General features: G+C 33.8%; 16 protein-coding genes. 8 read left to right on the plus strand and 8 right to left on the minus strand.

Features of this window, described 5'->3' with window-relative positions; genetic code table 11:
- Window positions 1-182: 182 nt before the first annotated feature.
- Window positions 183-710, minus strand: coding sequence for a plasmid pRiA4b ORF-3 family protein (locus AC1M9D_RS13035; RefSeq protein WP_000537572.1), 528 nt, complete (start codon window positions 708-710; stop codon window positions 183-185).
- A gap of 224 nt (window positions 711-934) precedes the next feature.
- A complete protein-coding gene (locus AC1M9D_RS13040) occupies window positions 935-1,825 on the minus strand; it encodes a LysR family transcriptional regulator (protein WP_035334907.1) in 891 nt (296 codons plus the stop codon).
- Between the two features lie 149 nt (window positions 1,826-1,974).
- Between AC1M9D_RS13040 and AC1M9D_RS13045 the strand changes: the two genes are divergently transcribed.
- Together AC1M9D_RS13045 and AC1M9D_RS13050 are read left to right on the plus strand one after the other, a co-directional pair.
- On the plus strand, window positions 1,975-2,568 hold the full coding sequence (locus tag AC1M9D_RS13045; RefSeq protein ID WP_004647752.1) for an NAD(P)H-dependent oxidoreductase: 594 nt from the start codon (window positions 1,975-1,977) through the stop codon (window positions 2,566-2,568).
- A 9-nt stretch (window positions 2,569-2,577) separates the two neighbouring features.
- Window positions 2,578-2,892, plus strand: a complete 315-nt coding sequence (locus AC1M9D_RS13050) for a putative quinol monooxygenase (protein ID WP_100329934.1) — start codon at window positions 2,578-2,580, stop codon at window positions 2,890-2,892.
- A 207-nt stretch (window positions 2,893-3,099) separates the two neighbouring features.
- Here AC1M9D_RS13050 and AC1M9D_RS13055 read toward each other — a convergent pair whose 3' ends face one another.
- The 5 genes from AC1M9D_RS13055 to mobC form a co-directional block, all read right to left on the minus strand.
- Window positions 3,100-3,243 carry a hypothetical protein gene (locus tag AC1M9D_RS13055; RefSeq protein WP_179996780.1) on the minus strand — a complete coding sequence of 48 codons (144 nt, stop codon included), beginning with the start codon at window positions 3,241-3,243 and terminating at the stop codon, window positions 3,100-3,102.
- Window positions 3,244-3,262: 19 nt separating this feature from the next.
- Window positions 3,263-3,823, minus strand: coding sequence for a plasmid replication DNA-binding protein (locus AC1M9D_RS13060; RefSeq protein WP_253147427.1), 561 nt, complete (start codon window positions 3,821-3,823; stop codon window positions 3,263-3,265).
- Window positions 3,824-3,882: 59 nt separating this feature from the next.
- Entirely contained in the window at window positions 3,883-4,815 is a 933-nt protein-coding gene (gene repM / locus AC1M9D_RS13065; RefSeq protein WP_002124966.1) for a replication initiation protein RepM, read from the minus strand.
- Between the two features lie 689 nt (window positions 4,816-5,504).
- The gene (locus tag AC1M9D_RS13070) at window positions 5,505-7,994 is read right to left on the minus strand and encodes a relaxase/mobilization nuclease domain-containing protein (protein WP_481612351.1); all 2,490 of its coding nucleotides are present in this window, start codon (window positions 7,992-7,994) and stop codon (window positions 5,505-5,507) included.
- Window positions 7,978-8,469, minus strand: coding sequence for a plasmid mobilization relaxosome protein MobC (gene mobC, locus AC1M9D_RS13075; RefSeq protein WP_481612352.1), 492 nt, complete (start codon window positions 8,467-8,469; stop codon window positions 7,978-7,980). Before mobC ends, AC1M9D_RS13070 begins: the two co-directional genes overlap by 17 nt.
- 982 nt (window positions 8,470-9,451) lie before the next feature.
- On the opposite strand from mobC, the gene AC1M9D_RS13080 reads away from it, so the two are divergent.
- The 6 genes from AC1M9D_RS13080 to AC1M9D_RS13105 all read left to right on the plus strand — a co-directional run bounded on the left by AC1M9D_RS13080 (window position 9,452) and on the right by AC1M9D_RS13105 (window position 15,606).
- Window positions 9,452-10,396: an NYN domain-containing protein gene (locus AC1M9D_RS13080; RefSeq protein ID WP_481612353.1), complete on the plus strand. Its 945-nt coding sequence runs from the start codon at window positions 9,452-9,454 to the stop codon at window positions 10,394-10,396.
- Window positions 10,397-10,668: 272 nt separating this feature from the next.
- Window positions 10,669-12,438, plus strand: a complete 1,770-nt coding sequence (locus AC1M9D_RS13085; RefSeq protein WP_481612354.1) for an acyltransferase family protein — start codon at window positions 10,669-10,671, stop codon at window positions 12,436-12,438.
- A gap of 541 nt (window positions 12,439-12,979) precedes the next feature.
- Complete coding sequence (locus AC1M9D_RS13090; protein WP_481612355.1) at window positions 12,980-13,315, plus strand: hypothetical protein; 336 nt, start codon at window positions 12,980-12,982, stop codon at window positions 13,313-13,315.
- Window positions 13,316-13,932: 617 nt separating this feature from the next.
- Window positions 13,933-14,850, plus strand: coding sequence for a replication initiation protein RepM (gene repM, locus AC1M9D_RS13095; protein ID WP_005098643.1), 918 nt, complete (start codon window positions 13,933-13,935; stop codon window positions 14,848-14,850).
- Between the two features lie 48 nt (window positions 14,851-14,898).
- Window positions 14,899-15,450, plus strand: a complete 552-nt coding sequence (locus AC1M9D_RS13100) for a plasmid replication DNA-binding protein (RefSeq protein WP_481612356.1) — start codon at window positions 14,899-14,901, stop codon at window positions 15,448-15,450.
- 12 nt (window positions 15,451-15,462) lie between these two features.
- Window positions 15,463-15,606: a hypothetical protein gene (locus AC1M9D_RS13105; protein WP_481612357.1), complete on the plus strand. Its 144-nt coding sequence runs from the start codon at window positions 15,463-15,465 to the stop codon at window positions 15,604-15,606.
- A 194-nt stretch (window positions 15,607-15,800) separates the two neighbouring features.
- Here AC1M9D_RS13105 and AC1M9D_RS13110 read toward each other — a convergent pair whose 3' ends face one another.
- Window positions 15,801-16,982: a hypothetical protein gene (locus tag AC1M9D_RS13110; protein ID WP_481612358.1), complete on the minus strand. Its 1,182-nt coding sequence runs from the start codon at window positions 16,980-16,982 to the stop codon at window positions 15,801-15,803.
- Window positions 16,983-17,221 lie beyond the last annotated feature (239 nt).

Consider the following 17,221-nt stretch of genomic DNA (forward strand, 5'->3'; position numbering starts at 1 on the left):
GATCACTTTTTAGCCAATTTTATTGGCAAGAAGTATCAAATTTGCTCAAAAAGAAACCGACATGTTTCAAAGTCGGTTTTTTGCTGTTTTTCGGGGTGGGTGAAAATTTTTAAGTTATTGATTTTAAATAATTATTTTGATTGCTTTTTATTGCGTATAACAGCCATTATGTTAAATCAGGTTTAAAACTTAATATCATGTGAATTAAAGTAGGTCGGATCAAACTCTATCTCTCCTATTTCATCCTCGATAATTTGCATGTAATCGTCATATCTTGGATGTTTAGGGTCTTGTAATGCATCTAAAATATCAAGATATCCAAAAATTCCTCCAATATCTTCAAATGGAGCATGATTTTGACCATCTATACAACATGGATATTTTTTATTTAAATCAGGAGATTGTCTGCTTTCTACAGTAATCAAATGTTCCCAACAATCGCCAAAATCATATGTATATATAATTTTTTTACCTACACGTAGAACTTCTTTCAATTTTTGTCTTTTATTGATCTTTTCATGCTTAATAGTCGTGAATTCATGTAAATGGCTATCTTCCCAATCAAAAGCAGATTGAATTGCCTTATGGAGCCTAGATAAAGTAGCTGCCGATGAAATTTGAATAGTTCTCCAGATTTCAGGATCACTACCTAGCAGACTAATTTTTAATTGAAAAACTTCATCAGAAGATTTGAGCTTTACAGTTCCCATAACAGCCTAGTTCTCAAAAAATAGTTTTAGTAAATCTAAAATTAACATAATACGCGTTATGCGAAATTAGAAAAATGAGTTTATTGCACTGATATTTATCTGTTTTTTAAATTTTAGACCTGGGTTGGTGCCCAGGTTTTTTTATTGCGTATAACAACCATTATGTTAAATGGGTAGTGATTTGGTGGATTTTTCAGACTCTGGTTTGAAAAATCCATTTAAAATTAATTAAGCTGTTGTAATTTTTCATATAAATAATCAATAAATAATCTAACTCTCTTAGGTATATAATTTTTTTTGTAATAGACAGCATGGATTTTTTGCTCATGAATCTTTATTTCATCTTCAAATAAAGCAATTAATTTACCTTCTTTTATATCCTTTAAAATTAAAAATTCAGAGAGACAAGCGATTCCTACGCCTTGTAAAGCAAGTTGACGAACACTTTCGCCATTAGAAGCTGTAATAGATGGTGAAGTTTTATATAGTTGATCATTTATATAAATTGGCCAATTATTTAAATGCAAAGGATGGCTAAATCCTAATAATCTATGTTGATTTAACTCAATAATAGATTTTGGTAAGTTATTTTTTTTGAGATATTCAGCGCTAGCAACGATATACAAACGACTTTTATATAATAATTTTGCATAGAGACTTGAATCTTCTAGATCACCAAATCGTATAGCAACATCTATTTTATGCTCTAATAAATCAATTACATGATCATGACTAGTTAGTTCAATACTGATTTTTGGATATCGTTCTATAAACTCTGGTATTAATGGAATAATTACATGCAATACAAACGGTGTTGCTGAATCTATTTTAATTAAGCCTGTAGGTTCAGTACCTGGATTAATTAACAACTCTTCAGCTTCATTCAAATCAGAAAGTAATTTTCTTGCTCTTTCTAAAAAAATTTTTCCATCATAGGTAAGATTAAGGCTACGGGTTGTACGTTCGATTAATTTAACATTTAATTTTTTTTCGAGGCGTTGTAATGTGCGACTGATAGCAGATGTTGTTTGATTTAATTGTTCTGCTGTTTTCACTATAGAGCCACAATCAGCGATCGTAACAAATACTAAAAGTTCATCAAATGTAGATTTCATATCTAAGTAAATCATTAATAAAAAATCATTTTTAATTATATATTAATTTTAATTATTAACAATTAATCAATAATGTTTTGTTAATAATTGCATTTATGTTGATGGATCTTAAATTTATATTGTACTTCTCTATTCAATTTGGGATGAAGATGAATAATATTTTAATTATCAATGGTGCTAAAACTTTTGCTCATTCTAATGGTGAATTGAATGATACCTTGACAATTTTAGCAGAAGAAGTGTTAACCAAATTAGGTCATAAAGTTAAAGTTACGCGTGCTGATAGTGCTTTTGATCCAAAAGAGGAGGTAAAAAAATATCTTTGGGCTGATGCTATTATTTATCAAATGCCAGGCTGGTGGATGGGTGCACCATGGACAGTAAAAAAATATATTGATGATGTATTTACTGAAGGTCATGGTCATATATACGCTAATGATGGTCGTTCACGTTCGGATACTTCTAAAAAATATGGTTCGGGAGGCTTAATGCATGGCAAAAAATTTATGCTGTCATTAACTTGGAATGCACCTGCTGAAGCATTTACTGATCCAAAACAATTTTTTGAGGGGAGAGGTGTAGATGGGGTTTATTTGCCTTTTCGAAAAGCCAATGAGTTTCTTGGTATGCAAAGCATGTCAACATTTATTGCTCATGACGTCATCAAAGCACCAAACTTACCACAAATAAAAGATGACTATCGCCAACATTTGATCCGTAATTTTTCTGCATCAGTGATATAGAGGTAAATGATGTTAACAATTATTGCTGAAATTAAAGTAAAACCCGGTTCAAAGCATCTGCAACATGTAATCAATTCATTCAAGGAGATCACACCAACAGTGTTTGAAGAAGATGGTTGTTTTGGCTACGAATTACTTATTAATCATGAGAGTCATGCGTCTTATCAGGTGCCATTGAAAAATACAGTCGTTATGTTGGAAAAATGGAAAAGTATCAAACATTTAGATGCCCACCTTGCAACCGTACATATGCAAGAACATCACTTTAAGATAAAAGATGATGTTCTTGGTGTTGATATCCGAATTTTAGAGAATGGATTTTAATCAAATTATTATATTCATTTATGAGTTTCTCTAAAATTAACATAATACACCTTATGCGAAATGCTTTATAATTCCGCTTACAAATCAATGCTGTAGTTCCTTTTTTGCCCAACCTCCCCAAGGTGGGCTTTTTTTATTATGATTTTTCACGTTCCACGCTTATTATTTAATCAAAGTTTCACGACTTTGATTAGATCAATTGAATAATCAGGATGCCTGGGCTTTTTCTTTTTGGCGTTTATTTAGGTCTTTCTTTAGCGCCTTTTTATCCTGGTAAGACGCAATCAGCATGATTGGGATCAGTACAGGAGCAACCACAATACCCAGAGCAATATCTTTCAATTTTGGCATGACCTTTCTCCCTTATAACTCAATCATTATCAAATACGGCATTCAGCACACGGCCAAATAAACTACGTTTTTTAGGTTCTGGTTCAACATGCTCAGGAAGATGGATCCGTTTACTCTCGGAAGTAGTCAATTCGTCATAGTTAGAGTCAGTCTGTGACCGAGGATCCGTTGCTATATTTGAATTTGTAGATTCATTTAGCTTATCAATATTTTCTTGTTGTGACTGTTCTAAGGTGCCTTTAAACTCAATTCTATGAGTAAGATCTTCAATATGTTGCATCAAAGACTTTTCTCTTTGATTTGCTAAATCTAACTGATTTTTTAGTAAAGAAATCTGATCTTTTAATAGATTTTCGACTTCGGATTGAACGTGTACCTGTACATCCTTCTGAACTTGTTCAGTACGTGTACTGGACTGAACACCGACTGGGTTGCCATAAACTCTGATAAGTTCAGATAAGTCTATTAGACCATCATTATCTCTTGATAATTCACCATTTTTTAAAGCCTCATATATTGTTGTCCGTGATTTTTTAAAGGCTTTACTTGCGTCCATAACGCTAAATTTTGTAGTGTTCAATACAATCCCTCTGTTCATGTACAAGGATGTTCAGGTGAGTATATTGCTGAACATTATCTTTATTTTGTTTGAAAGCCAACCTTTACTAGATATGGATATAGTTCTTTAAATTTTTCAGCATCTAATAGCATTTCGGCAATTCGTACGGCAAATTGCGGATAGCTTTCGGTGCCTTGAGAATACTTACTCATTTCAGGCAGTTCTGACAATTTGTTAGCAAATAAATGACGCTGAGCATCTGTTAACTTGGTGAAAATATCTAAGGTGTTTTGATCTCTAGCTTCTAGATTTGGTTTGTTAACGTTTTTCTTTTGCTTGAATGAGAATGAAAAGCCATAAATTGAACGCCCTTTTTTATGCTGCTCATACTTAACAGTGATATCTGTAAACTCATTAACTTGAGCTATAGCTAGATGTAAGACTCTGTCTTTAAAGTTCCCCATTCTTGTGTACTCATCATCAAGCACACCAATTTTTTTTCTAAACTCTTCAAGTTCTATAACAGGAGTTTGGCCAGTGCTACGCCATGCGATCAATAATTCATATAGGCGTACAGCATAAGCACTACTGAGATTACTAACTTGCTGTAATTCATACTTAGTGAACTGTTCTTCGAGTTTAGTAATTAATGGAACAATAGCAGGTGCAAAAATTAACTTAACAGTCGCTTCAGCATCAATATAACGAATCTCACTAACCCATCGGCTTAGTACGTTTTCAATGTTTCCTCGTTTATTCATCTCTTGATAGCTAAATTGTCTAGCAAATAAATCTTTTGAAGCATCCTTTAATGCTTGATAGGCAGTCTGTCTTGCAACATTGAATTGATTGATATAACTCTCTGCATGGACTTCTAAAGGGTTGTTTGCATTAATGCCTTTACCACTTTCTCTTGCTTCAACAATAGCTAAAAGAATAAGTCGCTGTTCAACTAGATCTAGGTTATAGCTTGCGTTAATTAAAGCATTATCTTTTACAACTAGATCTCGCATGTTATTAGTCTACTTTTTTATTTCTGAATATAAATCTATATAAAATATTATGTAGTTAAATGCAAGGTAAACGTAGTTAAATCTACAAAAAAAAATAAGTAGTCTTATGGTAGGTAAACGTAGTCATATTGGTAGGTAAACGTAGTCATATTGGTAGGTAAACGTAGTCATATTGGTAGGTAAACGTAGTCATATAACCCTTGAAAGCATTGTGAACAAAGGCTTTCAGTATATCTAAAAGCATTTAAAAGTATTAAAAATAATTAAAAGCCCAGGTCATGAAAAATTGCCCTTGATTTTCGCTTCGCTCAAACTCTATTGAACTTCGCTTTCGCTCAGTTCGTCGGGGCAATTTTTGGTTAATACCATCTGGAATTCAATAAAAAGCAAAAGCAACTCGGAATTCGCTTCGCTCATGAGTTTTTTATGCTCGCTTCGCTCGACCTAGATGCAAATTAAATCTGTTCGCACCCTTCGGGATGCTCTATATCTAAGTCTGAGCAGTAAAGGGGAGCTTGTAATCAGAGAAAGAGCAGGGCAAAATTTTGATAGTGTTCAATCGCTCGTAGACACTCGCTCGGCTAATCCCTGTTAGCCTCAAAAAGAAAAGCACAAAGCGAACGGAGTGTGAGCGACATAACAGTAGATCACTTATTACCCCCTTTGATTACCGCTTTTGCTGAATTGGATTACATATCCAAGTCAAAATCATTTCTCGGTTGTGGCTGTTTGAGTTCATGACTTGATAATTCAATGCTGTTTTGTCGTTGCGATGGGTTTTTAATTTCGTGAATATCATTTTTGATCGTCTCAAAGCCTTTCAAACATGATTGATATAATTCTCTTGGTTCTTTGAGATGGGAATTTCTAGGCTCTAAAATCTTCTCACATTCAAGATATCTCAACATTCTTCGGTCGTTTTTGATAATTTCATCTAACTTTCTACACTCGCTGTGAGTGAGATTTTTACTTGATCGATTTATGTATTCTTCTATATTTTTAATTTTTTTACTCGTTAAAACAATCAGTTGTATTTGATTCTGATTTTTATATGCTTGCTGTTGTTTTTCACTGATTTCTTTGTGATAAGCAACATAATCGGAGTAATAACCGTCGCTTCTTAAATATTTAAAATCAAGAGCTGGCTTGGGTTTGAGTCGAATTTCTGTTATTCCGATTTCTAGTCGTTCAAGTTTTCGATTAATTTCGTCAAGTTCTCTAGAGTTTTCCCAAGCGTGTTGATCTGCTTGCTTTGCATCTGCAAATCTTCGTAGAAGTCGCTCGGAACTTTCAATTGCAAGATTTTCGAGAGTGCTCTCTCGATGTCTGATTGTTGTGAGCTGATTGTTGTTTGAATCGGTTCTAAATTTGCTTTCACTAAGTTGCTGACAATGATTTTTAAATCCAGTTGACTCAATGATTTGGTTAATTGCTGATTCAATTGGATTTTCAAGTTTTCTTGAAATGCTTGCTGTAACTGCTCGGAAAAACTCCCCTGTTCGATTTTGGCTATTTCGGATTGTTGTGCTGAAATCAAGGTTTGCTGTTGTTTGAGTTGAGTTTTTAAGCTCTGCTCTACTTCGCTGTATTCGCTCAAGATTGTTTTTAATGAATTGATTTGTTGAATCAATAAGCTGTTTTGTTCTGATAACAAGTTGTTTTGCTCTGTTAAGAAGTGGTCGATTTCTGTCTGCATTGCTTACCTCCGTTGGATTTCCAACATTTTGATTTGATTTCTGATTTGCTGACTGTTCTGCTGAATTATTTGTTCTTGTGCTTCGATGGTCTTTAGATTCATGCTGGCTTGATAGCTCAGATAAAAACTCATTAAAAGACTCAGTATTCCAAAGCTGATTACCCCCCAAAGAATGTATTTCGATCTCTGATTGCTTAGCTTTTCTGAAATCAGTGTTTGTATTTCGCTCTCGATCTGTACGCTTTGGTTCGCTATCGCTTGCTGTACTTGGGTTTGTATGCTCTTTTGTAGACTCTGCTTGTCGATTGAAAGGCTCTGCAACTGGCTGTTGATGTGGTTCTGTAGAGCCTGAATTGAGGTTGAAAACGAATCTATGCTCGATTTCACTTTTGATATTTCCGCAATATTTATATTCGCTAGTTTTTTTTGAAGCACCTCTATTTGTTCCGTATAACTCGCTGTTAGCGTTTTTATGGCTTGGGGTGATAGATATCCTATCTCGGTCAAAATCGAGCTTAGGTGCGATTCTAGGGCTATTGTCGTCTGCTGTACTTTGCGTAAAAGCGTGGTGTTGTTGATTATAGGCTTCTCGCTTTGCTCTATAAGTTGCTCGAAGTTGCTCAGCGTCTGTGAGAGCTGCTGCAAGCTCACTTGCAGTTGGTCGGCTTTCTGCTGCTGCTCTGAGATGCTCTGAATAAGATCCAATTTCGAATTGCTCATGATAGAAATCGCCTTTAAGTCGATGTTTTTTGCCGTTGTTGAGGGTGACCGTTAAAAACTCTTCTCTTGGTTTTATCGAGTCGACTCCATCTAGTTGTTTGATACAGGTGATTATTTCCGCTCTATTCCTTGCTGTGTGGGTTTTTAAGAGGGTTTGCACGTAATTATCAATTGCTTTGCAAAATTGCTTTTTAGGAAGGGCTTCAAGCTCTTGGCTTAAGAGTATTTTTTTTGCTTGTGCATTGAGTTTTGCAATATGGTTCGGCTCTTGAGTTGTTTGCATCAAAAGCAAGTCATCAGGGCGTGACCACTGATATTTTGTGTTGAAGTAATCTCGCAATGAGTCGAAATGTTTCTCATGCCCTGGTGGGGCAATGTTGAGTGATTTACCTGTTTCAAGGTCGAGTCTAGGTGTTAGTACATGAATGTGTTTTGAGCCGTCATCGTCCACGTGTAGGACTGCAAAAAGGTGGTATTGGCTGTTATTTAGTCCAGCAAAAGCATGGTTTTCAAAATCGTTTAATACTTCTTTGATTTGCTCGTCTGTGGGTGCATCGTCTTTTGACCATGCAATCACTCCGCTTGTGTATTTCCATAAATGAGGGCTTGAATCACATATAGCGTTGAATGTGGTTGCATCACCTCTTAAAACTTCAATGCCTGCACGCACAGTGCCCATGTGATCAAACTTATCGAGTAAGTATGCCGATGCTTTGGCAGCATTGCCTTTGCCATGATTCAAAAATTTAATATGCACTTTCATCCTCCTCAGCCAGTTGCACTGAAGACAACTGCTTTTTTAGTCGTTCGGGGCTTTGTCTGCTAATTTTCGGAAGTGAGGGGAACACTTGTTCTAGTTCGGTTTGAATGGATTTCAAAACAAGCAACATGTTAAAAATATTTAGTTTGCGTTGTTCTTGAGGATCTGCGTTCTTGATGATGTTTAATGCTCTAGCAATTTGGTTCAGGTTGTTGCCAATTTTGGCTAGCTCAAGCAATAAAGCTGGGTCTGTTTTTTGGTAGCGCTTAATGACTTCGACCACTGTTTTAATTTTTGTTCTTGTGGGTTTTATTTCGTCTTTGGTTTGTTGAACGGTAATCACATCTTGCATGACTTCACGCTCGATTAATGAATGAATGAAGTCAGTGAAACTTGTATTTTCCTTTTGCAGGTGTTGCTCCAGTTGCTCAAACTGGAGCTGTGTGAGTCTAAATTTTTTTGTTTTATTTTTTACCATTTCGTGTCTCGTTAAGAGCTTTTGCTTTTGGGTCTTAGGGGTGAAACCCCTAACAAGTCCCTGAGTCCAAATTTTCGAAGAAAATTGTGGACACAGGTAGGCTTGCTTGTCGCATTGCCCCTTTTATTTAGAGCTTATTCTGTTTTGCAAAGATCAATAATTTTTTTCTTAGATAAGTCAATAAAAAGGTTTATATGGCATCAAAATGTGCTGAATGTCATATATGTATTTTTTAGAGTTCGGTTCAATGATTAATGCATTAAATTTTTTTTTTTCTGAAACATGCAGAAATTGAACCAATTTAAATCCGATTTTTTAAATTTTGCTACGCTCTGCTTGATTTACAGATTTTGTAGATTTCACAGGTGCGGGTGGATGGATTAGCGACGCTAGCGCACCATCGTGATTAAGTTGTTACTAGGGGATATTGGCAAAGCAACAGCGTGATGAGTAGTTCAGCTAAGCTTTAAATTGTTGTTGGGGAAACCCTCGCAGAGAAAAGCTGCTGTTCGGTTTGAGAACGTGCCAATGCGATGTGTAGATCGTAATCTCAGCCTGAAGAGAAAGTACACTTACTCTTTGCCGATCGACCGAGACGTGGCTCCGTCAGTCCGATAGATTTTCGGGAATACTTTAAGGGGGATAATTAGCCCCTTTAAGGGTAAGTATGGCCGAAATTCCCTCAACGTTCACCGTCTGCCGATAGGCAGACTGAAGGGGAGCGTTGAGGGAATGAGAGCATTTAGTTAAGAACAATAGTTCTGTTTAAAAAAGCTGATACAAGTATGAAAGTAATTACAATAATTTTAATTTTCATTATGAATAGGCACTAATTTTATATGTACTTTTAGGTCTAGAGTTTTTGACTTCGCATAAGGTGTATTATGTTAATTTTAGAAATTATTGAAAATGCTTTGACTTAAAATCTCTTAGAGAACAGTATGAAAATAACATTAACTTAATATTTATAACAGTTTAGAACATGCAGAAACTAGCCGTTTTGATTGATGCAGACAATTCATCAATATCATCTATTGGCCCAATTCTCGAAGAAATAGCAAAATATGGAATTGCTAGTGTAAAAAGAGTCTATGGAGATTGGAGCAATGATAGCTTAAAAAATTGGAGAGATATTCTCTTATTAAATGCGATCACGCCAGTTCAACAATTTGCATATACTGTTGGAAAAGATGCTACTGATATGATTCTAATTATTGATGCTATGGATCTTTTATATAGTGGCTCATTAGATGGTTTTTGTATTGTATCTAGTGATAGTGATTTCACCCCATTAGCATCTAGGATTAGAGAAAGCGGATTAAATGTCTATGGTTTTGGAAAAAAATCCACACCAGATGCTTTTAAAAAAGCATGTGATAAATTTATTTTTATAGAAAATTTAATTATCGATAATTTAGTATCTGATAAAAAAGTAGAATCAATACCAAGTAATAATAAAAACCAAAATGATATTAATGACTTAGATAAACAAACATTGAACTTAATCTATAAGGCTGTCAAAGATAATGCTGATGATAGTGGATGGGCATATTTAGGAAATGTAGGTACTTATATTTCAACTGTAAAGCCAGACTTTGATACAAGAAATTATGGATATGCAAAATTGTCTGGCTTGATTCAAGCATCTGGTTTATTTGAAACAAAGCTGATAGGCAGCCAGCTATTTTTAAGAAAACTTAGTTTTGGAACCTTTGTAAAATTAGTTCATAAAGCTATAGCTAGTTCTAGTAACAATGAGTGGGCTGAAATTGATACTGTTATAAAATTTATAACGACTAAAGAACCTGACCTAAGCGTAAAAAATTATGGATTTAAGAATCTTAAAGAAGCCATATTAGGTATTAATCATGGGTGGATTGAGATTAATAAAACAAAAATTAAAATTGGAAGACCAATGCCAAACTAACATCTAAATAATCCCATTATTTAACATAATGGTGGTTATACGAAATGAAAAAACCTAGGCACCTGCCTAGGTCTTAAATTTTAAAAAATACATAAAAATTAGTGTAATAAACTCACTTTTAGCATTTCGTATAAGGTGTATTATGTTAATTTTAGAAAAACTTAAATAATAGTCTCAAAATTAGGTAAATTTTTTCAAGAAAACTCTTATAAATTAAAAATTAATTGGTGATCCATATTATATAATCCATCAAATTTTAACTTGATATGATTATGCAAAAAAGAAATGATATACAAATACTTAGAGCATTAGCTGTAATATTTGTCGTACTTTTCCACTTGGAAGTAGCTGGAATTGAGAGTGGTTTTTTAGGGGTAGATGTCTTTTTTGTTGTCAGTGGTTTCTTGATGGCTATCCTTTATAAGACAGGTGAAACTAAAAAATTCTTTGAACGTCGAGCAAAAAGACTCCTTCCTGCTTACTTCACAACAGTAGCAATAACATTAATTGCATCGATATTTATTGTTTTACCTTCTGAGCTGGGGCAAGTTGCCACTCAGTCGATTTATAGTATTTTCTTTGCAAATAATTTTGGGTTCTGGATGCAGAACTCATATTTTAGTAAAACTGATTTTAATCCCTTACTACATTTATGGTCATTGGGTGTAGAAATTCAATTTTATTTGATTGTCCCATTACTCGTATGGTTCTTTAGAAAATCTAAAATTTTTTTACCATTAATTTTAATTGGCTCTTTTTTAAGTTGCGTTTTCATTGTCGGGATTTCACCAAAAACATCATTCTTTATGATGCCTTTAAGAATTTGGGAATTCTTAATAGGCTTTGTTATTGCTTACTATTTGACAAACAAAGGTAATATCAAGACTACCAAATATCAATGGATAGGTTTAGTTGGTCTCATTCTGTTATGTGCTATTCCATTTATTAATGTAGATGGGCAGTCATTAAACCGTTTAGAGGCACACCCAAGTTTTTATGCACTATTAGTATGTTTTGCGACAAGCTTAATTCTAGGCTGTGGTTTACCTAAAATTTTGCAACAGAGTCATTTTGGAAAATTTTTAGCTAAAATTGGTGATTATTCATATTCAATTTATTTAGTACATTTCCCAATTATTGTACTTTATCTATATGAGCCATTTTCAGGCACGATCTTATATCCAGAAAATTATGTAGATAAAGCAATTTTACTCGGTTTAATTATTGTTTCTTCAATTTTAATGCATAGATATGTTGAAATGAGAAGAATTAATAGTGTCGTTAAGGTTTCCGCTACATCTATAGTGTCAATTTTGGTCTTGATTGGTGTAACACAAGTGGCGCCAAATGTGATGTATGACCAAAGTAAGCAAAATGTTTTTGCAGGCTTAAAAGACAGAGCCATTTATCGTTGCGGGAAACTCACACGCATCACAAATCCGAGTGCAATTTCCTGTAAAATTAATGCAGAAAGTTTTGATCAGTCAGTTTTATTGGTTGGTAATAGTCATGCTGACTCAATTAAACAAGCATTTGCTGAAGTTGCAAGTACTAAAAATATAAACACATATTTTATGGTTTCAAATACGCCATTAATGGATAGCTCAGTAACAGTAGAGGCTCTCATTAATGAAGCAGTAAAATTAAATATTAAGCATATTGTTCTACATTATTCACCAAAATCTTTAAAAGTTAAGACCCTAAAAGAAGTGGTGCAATTAGCAAATCAAAAAGGCATTAAAGTAGATTTAATTTTACCTGTGCCAGTGTATGAAGACTCTATTCCAAAACTTTTATATTTAAATCAAATTAAGAATATAAATGCACAAGAATATTTAGCTCAACATACAGAATATTTCGCACAAATTAATGTATTAAAAAATCAATACCGAACGTTTACATCACATAATGTCCATACTATTCTGTGTCAATCTGACTGTGCTATAAAAAGCATAGATGATAAACCTTATTATTTTGATAGCAATCATTTGACCTTAACAGGTGCTCAACAATTAAAGCCCGTATTTGAACGTATTTTTTAATACATTAATCAAAAGCATCCTCATAGGATGCTTTTTTATTAAAAATCTGATGTTATTTACTCATACGTTGTATTGTGATTTTCCTAAACCCAAAAACACAAGATTTCGTGATTTTAACTTTCAATAGAGCGCAAAAATAGGGCTATTTAACATAAAATCTCTTATGCGAAATTCAGGCTAACGCCACTATACAAGGCAACAGACCATACACTTTTTTAAATTACACCTCTTTTGATGATCTTTTGGCGTATCAATTTTGGCTATGCCAAAAGCTCCGCAGGACAAGATGCCACGTTGAGCTGAAAGCGAATAAGTGGGCGTAATGGTGGGCCAATCATGCTTGCATGTTGGTCAACATTACACATCTTGCCAATATCACTGAAAGTTCAATTGCACATAAATGCATATAATTGCACATCAAAATGAATAAAAACTATTTAAAAGCTTATAGTTGCACATAATTTCATATAAAATCGTATAAAAGCTCTTAATTGCATATAGTTGCACATAATTGCATAAATCAAAGAAAGAGGAAGTCATTATGGTCACCAGACATGGCGCTAAGAAATTCATCATCTCTGTATTACCAGAAATAGAAAAACGGCTGGAAGCTGGTTATACAATTAAGGAAATCCACGCTGATTTACCTGAGCTAGCGAACAATATTTCTTACAGTTCAGTTTTACGAAATTTGAGTAAAATGGGAATCAGTGAAAAAAAGCCACATTCAAATAAAATAGAAAAATCAGTGAACCTGGATATTGCTTCTAGTTCTAGCCAAAAAATAACGAATGCTCAAAGAAATCTTGAAAATCTACAGAAGCGACCTGAGAAGTTTAAATTTGATCATGGAACAAATGATAAGGAATTAATCTGAAATCCTCTTTAAATATAGCTCTAAATACTGCCTGTTTGCGATTTAAGCTCGAATTCACAGTGAAAGGTACAGAACGAGTGTCTACGAGTGAAATCGCTGAAATTCGCGCTTAGACCCTCTGAAAAACAGCTTTTTAGGCTGTGAAGCCTAAATAAGCGTAAATTACATGCAGAAAATTGAGTCTAGATCGAGCGAAGCGAGCAAAAAAGCTCTATGAGCGAAGCGAATCCATTTGTTCTTATTGTTTTGACTTTGCTCTTACCAGTATTTAAATCACTTCCAGGATTCAGCTAAAAATTGCCCCGACGAATCGAGCGAAAGCGAGATTCAATAGAGTTTGAGCGTAGCGAAAACCAAGGGCAATTTTTCACTCCCTGTGCTTTTAATTATTTTAAAGTTTTTAAATGCTTTTAGACTTTAAAATAATATTTAAAATTAATATCTTAAGTTGCTATAAAGATAGGTTTAAGGGGTTATAAAGATAGGTTTAAGGGGTTATAAAGATAGGTTTAAGGGGTTATAAAGATAGGTTTAAGGGGTATTTAAATAGTTAAATTATTGACTATTTAAATTAGGCAGTATATAACCTAGTTAGATTAATAAGTAACCTTGGAATTATGACAAATACTAATAAGTTAGTTGTAAAGGATAATGCTCTTATTGATGCCTCTTTCAATTTATCCCTAATAGAGCAACGGATTATGCTTCTAGCAATAGTTGAAGCTAGAGAATCAAACAATCTTTCCCCAGATACCCCGATAGAAATATCTGTGAGCGACTATATCCATCAATTTAAAGTGGATAGCAATAATGCTTATGCCCTACTTAAAGATGCTTCTAAAACGTTAAAGCGAAGAGAGTTTAGCTATTTAGATAGGTATAAGGGCATAGAAGCACTTTCAACGGCTAATTGGGTTAATAAAGTGACCTATGTTGATAAAAGCGGTTTGATTGTTTTATATCTTAGTCATGAAGTAATTAGCTTAATTAGTAAATTAAGTGAACAATTCACCAAATACTATATCGAGCAAGTTTCTGACTTTAAAAGCAAATATAGTATTCGATTATATGAACTTATTATTAAGTGGTTAAGCGTTGCTAAGACTGAAAAATACAGTATCAATGATTTAAGATCAAAGCTTGGACTTGGTGTTGAAGAGTATTCAACTATGTCTAATTTCAAGTCTAATGTATTAGACAAAGCAATTAGTGAAATCAACAAACATACTGATATAACTGTAGATTATCAGCAATTTAAGAAAGGAAGAGTGATTACTGATATCCAGTTCTCTATTAAGTCTAAAGCTCGACCATCTAAACAAACTAACACTATCAAGCAATCTTTTTATCAAATGAATGATGCACAAATTAACTTATTTGGAAATCAGCTATCTCGTCTACATGAACTGTCTCATTTAGCAAATCAAGGTGAAAGCTATGAAGAATTAGCGATTAAAATTAAAGATATGCTCAGAGATCCAACACAGCAAAAACAACTTCTTCCACATCTTAAAAATCTAGGTTTTAAGGCTTAAGTACATTACAGTTCATGTAATGAGGGACTAAAACATAATTAAAGAACTATGCCTAAATTTACTGTTGCAGAATTAGCTAAAAAATATGGAATTGCCCGTACATCAATTTATGATCGTATGAAGAACGGTTCTATCAGTTATGAAATTGATGCGAAGAATCGCAAAGTGATTGATTTTAGTGAAATGCAACGTGTTTACGGTACGCCTAACAGTCAGGCTGACAGTAAGCCTGATAGTAAGGAAAACGACAACACTACAGTTGAACTGTACAAGCAATTAATTGAAGAGTTACGGCACGATAAGTCAGTTGCCGAAGAGCGTGAAAGACGTATGTATAAGGAGATTGAGCAACTTAAAGATAAGATTGATAATCTAACCTTAGCACTTGGTTATACACCTAAAAATATTCAGCCTGACAGTAAGCCTGACAGTACAAATGAACAAGTCAGTACAACGACAGACTTACAAGAAACTGTACAGCCGTCACAAGTTATGCCAATAGAAGATAAGCCTATTCAGCAAACAACTACTGCTATGCCACAATCTAAAAAACGTGGCTTATTTGGCCGTGTGCTGAATGCTGTTTTTGATAATGACTAAGGGAGAGAGATCATGCTGAAACTGAAAGACATTGCCCTGGGAATTATTGTGGCCCCGCTGCTGATCCCGATCATGCTGATTGCATCGTACCTGGATAAAAAGGCGCTGAAGAAAGAGCTGGATGAACGCCAAAAAGAAAAAGACCAGGCTTCCTGATTATTCACTTGGGCTTATCAAAGCCGTGGAACTTTGCTCAATAAGTAAGCGTGGAACATGAATAATCATAAAAAAAGCCCATTCGAGGGGGAATGGGCTTTTTAATAGTATATAAGAAATTGATTTCTAAAGAGAATTATAACGCACTTCGTATAAGGTGTATTATGTTAATTTTAGCAAAACTTCAAATTAGCTTACTGCTTCATATCCTTTAACCATCCATAAATATATGGATCCTTTTTCAATAAGCTTGCCACCATCTCACTACGTTTAGCCTTATCCAACCTCAATAGAATACTTCTGAGGTCAGCATTAATAGAGTTTTCTGGAGCCCCTCTATCACGAGCCTTACTATACCAATCGTGACCAAGATCATATTCATGATTCTCCATGTATATAGCCCCTAATAAGGTACAAGGTCTATAGTCTTGAGAACTATGATCATGTGCTTTTAATCCATGCTCTATAGCGGTATCTGATTTCTTAAGATCCCTTTTTACTCCACCTAGAGTAGTAAAATAGGCAGATAATAGTTTGCTGTTTTTATTTGAGGAAATTTTTGTATTTTCTAGAAATTTTTCAGCTTCTTTACTAGCTTTACATTTTCTTAATTGGCTAGAGGCATTGATAGCATGCCAATCTGATTTAGTTACTTCATATTGTTTAAGGTAAAAGTCAGCTTCTACACGATGAAATTTCATTTTAACTTCGCCAGTAAAAAACTCTCGTCCTTCTGAACTTAACCAAATAGCATCTTGTTCCTGTAATCTTTGTTGGTTATCCAATAAATTCAATATATTAAGTAGTTTAGATCTTTGCTTATTGCCAATAAGATAAGGATAAATTTCATATTTATTTAAAAGAGCTTTCTCTCTTTGCTGTGCAATATATTTTGGATCAGATTCTAGTTTCTTTCTTCTCTCACGTTCAACTTGTTCTCTAGCTTTTCTTTCTTGAGCTAATTTTTCTTGACGTTTTTGCTCTTCAATACGCTCTAGCTCCTTAAGTTTTTCTAGACGTATTTGTTCCTCTTCTAAACGTTTTTTATATACAACTCTGTCATTTGAAGATTCTTTTTTATATTGATTAAAAGAGATCTTCCCTTCAACAAGGGCATATAAAGCATTCAGATTATTGCGAAGTAAATAGGCTTTTTCTGGCAAAGTTAAACTGTCATTCTGCTTCGTTTTTAATTTCTGGATGATTTTATGAAGCATACTATGTGGAATAATTGAACTTTCTAAATGATCTAAATAGTAAAAAGCTGCATCTTTCTTCATGTCATCAATATATTTCTGATGTTTTTGAGCATCTTCAACTGTTACTTTTCCCCGATAATTAGAACGATATGAGTTTTTAAATGTATTTCTAGTCATTTCAATTTTTCAAAAGCTATTACGATTCAATTAAATAATCTTTTTTATAGCATGAAAAGCTTTTGTATTTAACATAATAGAGCTTATGCGAAATGAAATAAAAATAATTATTTAAAATCAATAACTTAAAAATTTTCAACCACCCTGAAAAACAGCAAAAAATCGACTTGGAAACATGTCGGTTTCTTTTTGAGCAAATTTGTCATTTTTTGCCAATAAAATTGGTTAAAAAGTGATCA

This window comes from Acinetobacter sp. ANC_7682 (genome assembly GCF_056779795.1).

Excerpts from the sequence above, each read along its gene's own strand:
- AC1M9D_RS13035 (WP_000537572.1), bottom strand. The coding sequence starts at position 710 with ATGGGAACTGTAAAGCTCAAATCTTCTGATGAAGTTTTTCAATTAAAA.
- AC1M9D_RS13040 (WP_035334907.1), bottom strand. The coding sequence starts at position 1,825 with ATGAAATCTACATTTGATGAACTTTTAGTATTTGTTACGATCGCTGAT.
- AC1M9D_RS13045 (WP_004647752.1), top strand. The coding sequence starts at position 1,975 with ATGAATAATATTTTAATTATCAATGGTGCTAAAACTTTTGCTCATTCT.
- AC1M9D_RS13050 (WP_100329934.1), top strand. The coding sequence starts at position 2,578 with ATGTTAACAATTATTGCTGAAATTAAAGTAAAACCCGGTTCAAAGCAT.
- AC1M9D_RS13055 (WP_179996780.1), bottom strand. The coding sequence starts at position 3,243 with ATGCCAAAATTGAAAGATATTGCTCTGGGTATTGTGGTTGCTCCTGTA.
- repM (WP_002124966.1), bottom strand. The coding sequence starts at position 4,815 with ATGCGAGATCTAGTTGTAAAAGATAATGCTTTAATTAACGCAAGCTAT.
- AC1M9D_RS13070 (WP_481612351.1), bottom strand. The coding sequence starts at position 7,994 with ATGAAAGTGCATATTAAATTTTTGAATCATGGCAAAGGCAATGCTGCC.
- mobC (WP_481612352.1), bottom strand. The coding sequence starts at position 8,469 with ATGGTAAAAAATAAAACAAAAAAATTTAGACTCACACAGCTCCAGTTT.
- AC1M9D_RS13080 (WP_481612353.1), top strand. The coding sequence starts at position 9,452 with ATGCAGAAACTAGCCGTTTTGATTGATGCAGACAATTCATCAATATCA.
- AC1M9D_RS13085 (WP_481612354.1), top strand. The coding sequence starts at position 10,669 with ATGCAAAAAAGAAATGATATACAAATACTTAGAGCATTAGCTGTAATA.
- AC1M9D_RS13090 (WP_481612355.1), top strand. The coding sequence starts at position 12,980 with ATGGTCACCAGACATGGCGCTAAGAAATTCATCATCTCTGTATTACCA.
- repM (WP_005098643.1), top strand. The coding sequence starts at position 13,933 with ATGACAAATACTAATAAGTTAGTTGTAAAGGATAATGCTCTTATTGAT.
- AC1M9D_RS13100 (WP_481612356.1), top strand. The coding sequence starts at position 14,899 with ATGCCTAAATTTACTGTTGCAGAATTAGCTAAAAAATATGGAATTGCC.
- AC1M9D_RS13105 (WP_481612357.1), top strand. The coding sequence starts at position 15,463 with ATGCTGAAACTGAAAGACATTGCCCTGGGAATTATTGTGGCCCCGCTG.
- AC1M9D_RS13110 (WP_481612358.1), bottom strand. The coding sequence starts at position 16,982 with ATGACTAGAAATACATTTAAAAACTCATATCGTTCTAATTATCGGGGA.